This is a genomic window from Vibrio sp. 10N.222.46.A1, assembly GCF_041473595.1.
Classification (GTDB): Bacteria; Pseudomonadota; Gammaproteobacteria; order Enterobacterales; family Vibrionaceae; genus Vibrio; species Vibrio tasmaniensis_A.
This window is the reverse complement of record NZ_JBFRSN010001047.1, coordinates 1-3,951: the sequence shown is the minus strand read 5'-3', so window position 1 is coordinate 3,951 and position 3,951 is coordinate 1. Positions and strand designations below refer to the sequence as shown.

4 protein-coding genes and 1 pseudogene are annotated in these 3,951 nt (G+C 44.0%); 2 read left to right on the top strand and 3 right to left on the bottom strand.

The window, feature by feature from the left end; genetic code table 11:
• Positions 1-211 (bottom strand): annotated as a pseudogene (locus AB4496_RS23585) (EamA family transporter); the annotation flags it as partial.
• A gap of 91 nt (positions 212-302) precedes the next feature.
• Between AB4496_RS23585 and AB4496_RS23580 the strand changes: the two are divergent.
• Both AB4496_RS23580 and AB4496_RS23575 read left to right on the top strand, forming a co-directional pair.
• Complete coding sequence (locus AB4496_RS23580) at positions 303-1,217, top strand: LysR substrate-binding domain-containing protein (protein ID WP_009845606.1); 915 nt, start codon at positions 303-305, stop codon at positions 1,215-1,217.
• A gap of 72 nt (positions 1,218-1,289) precedes the next feature.
• A complete protein-coding gene (locus AB4496_RS23575; RefSeq protein ID WP_004730185.1) occupies positions 1,290-1,610 on the top strand; it encodes a heavy metal-binding domain-containing protein in 321 nt (106 codons plus the stop codon).
• Between the two features lie 100 nt (positions 1,611-1,710).
• Here the strand turns inward: AB4496_RS23575 and AB4496_RS23570 are convergent, their stop codons facing one another.
• Both AB4496_RS23570 and AB4496_RS23565 read right to left on the bottom strand, forming a co-directional pair.
• A complete protein-coding gene (locus tag AB4496_RS23570; protein WP_009845607.1) occupies positions 1,711-2,967 on the bottom strand; it encodes a peptidoglycan DD-metalloendopeptidase family protein in 1,257 nt (418 codons plus the stop codon).
• A gap of 147 nt (positions 2,968-3,114) precedes the next feature.
• Positions 3,115-3,951, bottom strand: an 837-nt coding sequence (locus AB4496_RS23565) for a tetratricopeptide repeat protein (protein WP_372132184.1), incomplete at its 5' end; no start/stop codon positions are given.

Sequence of the window (3,951 nt, the reverse complement as noted above, 5' to 3'; positions counted from 1 at the left end):
TCACCAAAGGTTTCCACATATCGAGTGAAGGTTTCGTTATTTTGTAAAACATCAAGAATAAAAATAAGAACAGACTGGGTAACAAAAAACGCACAAAACTGAGTAACGAGATTGGCATCACTTCAGATAGATACTTGGCCATCAAGCCACTCAAAGACAAACTGAACGTCGACAACAACATGAAAGTCGTCGCCTTGGTAATATCAGACATAATTATCACCTCCTATGACACCTATTTTAGAAGCGTGACGTGATGAAAAATAGCGAGTAATATTAACCATAACTGTAAGGAAAACTTACCAATGAAGAAACTCGTCCCGCTTAAATCCGTTTATGCTTTCATTGCTGTTGCTGAAACCGGCAGCATGACCGACGCTGCTCGAGTGTTGTATGTCAGTCATTCTGCAGTAAGCCAAGCCATCAAATCACTAGAGCAACTGGTTAATAAACCGCTATTTCAGCGAGTAGGTCGTCGTGTTGTTCTTAATGCCGCCGGTAAGCGATATTATCGAAAGGTTGCGCCCGCACTTGAACAGGTGATAGAAGCCACCGAAGAGCTTGCCAGAACGCCTAACGATCACCGCATTACCCTCAACATGGTGAACTCACTCGCCATGCACTGGTGGATCCCGCGAGTCTCGGAATTCCAAAGCTTTGCCCCCTCTCTTGATATTCGTATATCCACGCTAACGGGCACTTTCGACATAGAGCAGGAAGGTGTCGACATCGCGCTGGTGCACGGTAAACCGAGCGAGTGGGACCGATATTACAGCGAAAAGCTCGGTGACGATGATCTGGTATTGGTGTGCAGCCCAGCACTATTGAAAAACCAAATGGGATTAAGCGTTGAACAACTGGTGAAACAAAACCCAACCATTGGTGTCTTCAACCCAAGAAGACAGCATGACTGGCAAGTGTGGTGCGATCATTACCAAATACCCATGCCGACGTTCCACAGTAACTTGACGTTCGATGTCTCGATTCAAGCCGTACAGGCTGCCATTCGTTCGCTTGGTGTATTAGTCACTCACCGCTTGTTTGTGAAAGATGACATCAGCCATGGCATGTTGGTCGAAATTAGTGAGCCAGTGGCTAACCCCCATCAAGATTTCTATTTCGTTTGTCCAAAAAACAAATTAAAACAAGAAAGTGTGCTAAAACTGAGAACATGGTTGAGGCATGAATTCACACGCTCAGAGACAAAACTCAGCGAGTAACTAATCATCAAGTAACAAACCAACTAGTAACAACTCATCTAGTAACCAACCATCTAACTTACAGAGGCCATTATGATTATTACCACCACACAATCTGTCGAAGGCAAACGCATTGTCGATTACAAAGGGGTTATTGCCGGAGAAGCCATTCTAGGGGTTAACGTATTCAAGGATATGTTTTCAGGTATTCGAGACTTCGTCGGTGGACGTTCTGGCACCTATGAAAAGGAACTGGAGAAAGCACGTAACTACGCATTCAAAGAGCTAGAGCAGAAAGCGATTGAAGCGGGTGCAAACGCAGTTGTTGGTGTCGATATCGATTATGAAGTCTTAGGAACAGGTAATGGCATGTTGATGGTATCAGCCAGCGGAACAGCGGTTGTCGTCGCTTAATCGAATCTGAAATCATGTGATTCAATAAATGCTTATTCCAACGTTCGGTTTGTTTATCACCAGAAGGTTGGAATAAGGATAAGCCGTGGCTGAAGTGAATTTAACTCGTTCTGCCTTCTTGCTCAGAGATGATCTCATCAAAAGAGGCAATTCGAGCGAGGAACGTCCCCTTGTCTTTCGGTAATATAGAGCTTGCCAAAGGCAGGTCAGCCTTCATCGCGTCGACCGCCCTTCCACGTACCAACACTTCAAAATGTAAGTGAGGCCCTGTTAAACGGCCTGTTGCACCCGACAACGCAATTTCCTGCCCACGCTTAATCTGTTGCCCTTTCTTAACCAAGAATCGACTCAAATGCAGATAACGAGTTTTGTAAACACTGTTATGTTCTATCACTATGTATTTCCCTGCGTATGGATGGTCACGAAGTGCCACAACCCTACCGTCTCCCGTTGAATAAACGGGTGAACCCACAGGTGTGGCGAAATCAGTACCATTATGCGGCGATACACGTCCAGTCACAGGATGCTTTCGGAATGGGTTGAATGATGAAGTGATTCTTCGGAATTGTTTGTCTATTGGGTATCGATTGAAAGCTTGCTCAAGGCTATTCCCTTCTCGGTCATAGAAACGTCCATCCGCAGCAAGAAAAGCCGCCACTTCCCTATTTCGTAGCTTGATAGAGACCCCTTGCACTTCAGTCTTACCCGTTAAGTGATCTTCCATGTATTGCTCTTTAACCAAAACATTAAAGCTGTCGCCAGCTCTGAGATCTTTGGAGAAGTTAATTTTATCTTTCAGCGTTCGAGTGATATTGGCTATCTGGGCACTGGTTAAACCGGCCTTGTAAGCTGACGTGGAAAAACTACCCTGCACCGCACCTGCGTACAGCTTTTCTTTCCATTCCCCAGGAGTCTCGATGAACTGATAACTAAAACTACCGTCATCATTTTCTGTGTAAACAGCCTGCTCAACCAAGCTCTCATGGTAAATCAATTCGACTAGCTGCTTAGAGTCACTATCCAACAACAACTCTAGATGATCACCAGGCTTGATCGTGTCCAGTTTCAGTGATTCTAGATCGGCCTCAAGTATCTTTTGAGCCGTTCCGTAAGGGAGTTTCCAAGAGGTAAATACATTACTGAGTGTATCCCCAACTTTGACAAAATAATGAACTCTTACCAGAGAACTTGACTCAACGTCTGAACTCGATGGCTTCTCATCAGCCGAAACCACACCTTGGTAAGGTGTAATTTTGATAGCGATGTCTTCTGGTGGTTCAGGAGAAAGAGAAAGATATAAAGCAAGTGAAAATGCGCTGATAGCAGTAACAATCAGGCCAGTGCGGAGGAACTTCATAAAAATACTTAACGGTTATCACAATGAACTTTTCAAATGTTATAACATAACAATTGATTCAGTAAAATAAGCGAAATGTAAGAAACCGTTCCGTAAAAATGATTAAAAGCATAGTAAGCGTACGAAGCTCACCATGCCATTAAATAATTACTCTTCACAAAGCGCTTCAAAACGATCTAAGCCGCGTAGCATCTCAAAATCTGGCTCTTCAGCTAGCAACTCTCGCATTGAGCCACTGGCTTCGATAGAGCGCTCTAAGTCGTCGATTGCCTGACCTTCAGCACCTAATCTTGCATACGAACAAGCTCGTTGGTACAAGGCGTGAGCATTTTGATCATCCACTTCCAATACACGGTTACATAAGCTCATTGCCCAATGGTATTCCTGCATGTCCATTGCGGCATCAGCTTTATAAGTGAGCGCCTCTAAATCACCAGGGCGGACTTTTAAGATCTCATCGTAAATTTCAATTTTTTGCTCGGCGGTTTGAGCATTTTGCGCTCTCAACCATAAGTTGTGTATTTCATTGATGATTTCAATTTCTCGGTTGTTCTCTGAGATAATTCGAGTCTTACGCTTTAGATCCCTTTCAAGAACGTTAAACTTCTTCTCGTACTCTTGAGCGATAGAATTCAATCGCTGGTCAGCCATCTCTTTGGTTGTGTGCTTGAGTTCTTTAAGCGATTGCCACCCAACTAATGCGATAAGTGAAGCGACACCCGCAATAATGTAGAAAAAATAGGTTACAGTCACGTTGGCGTAATTCAGCGATTTGTCCGCCACAGCGAGCTCACGGTCGGTCATCTGAATAGTCAAACGTCTTTCAAGATCTTGTTGGTCCATTCTTAGCTGCTTCAATTCATCCAAGATATAGCGTTCCATCAACGGTCGATCTAAATAGTCCAATTCTGAGTACTCAACCTCTTCGCTTGCAAAACTCATCGTGCTGAACACCGAGATAACTGCAATCAATAAGATTCGAAG

Bases quoted from the DNA above. Each gene is read 5' to 3' on its own strand.
- AB4496_RS23570 (WP_009845607.1), bottom strand. From the start codon at position 2,967: ATGAAGTTCCTCCGCACTGGCCTGATTGTTACTGCTATCAGCGCATTT.
- AB4496_RS23575 (WP_004730185.1), top strand. From the start codon at position 1,290: ATGATTATTACCACCACACAATCTGTCGAAGGCAAACGCATTGTCGAT.
- AB4496_RS23580 (WP_009845606.1), top strand. From the start codon at position 303: ATGAAGAAACTCGTCCCGCTTAAATCCGTTTATGCTTTCATTGCTGTT.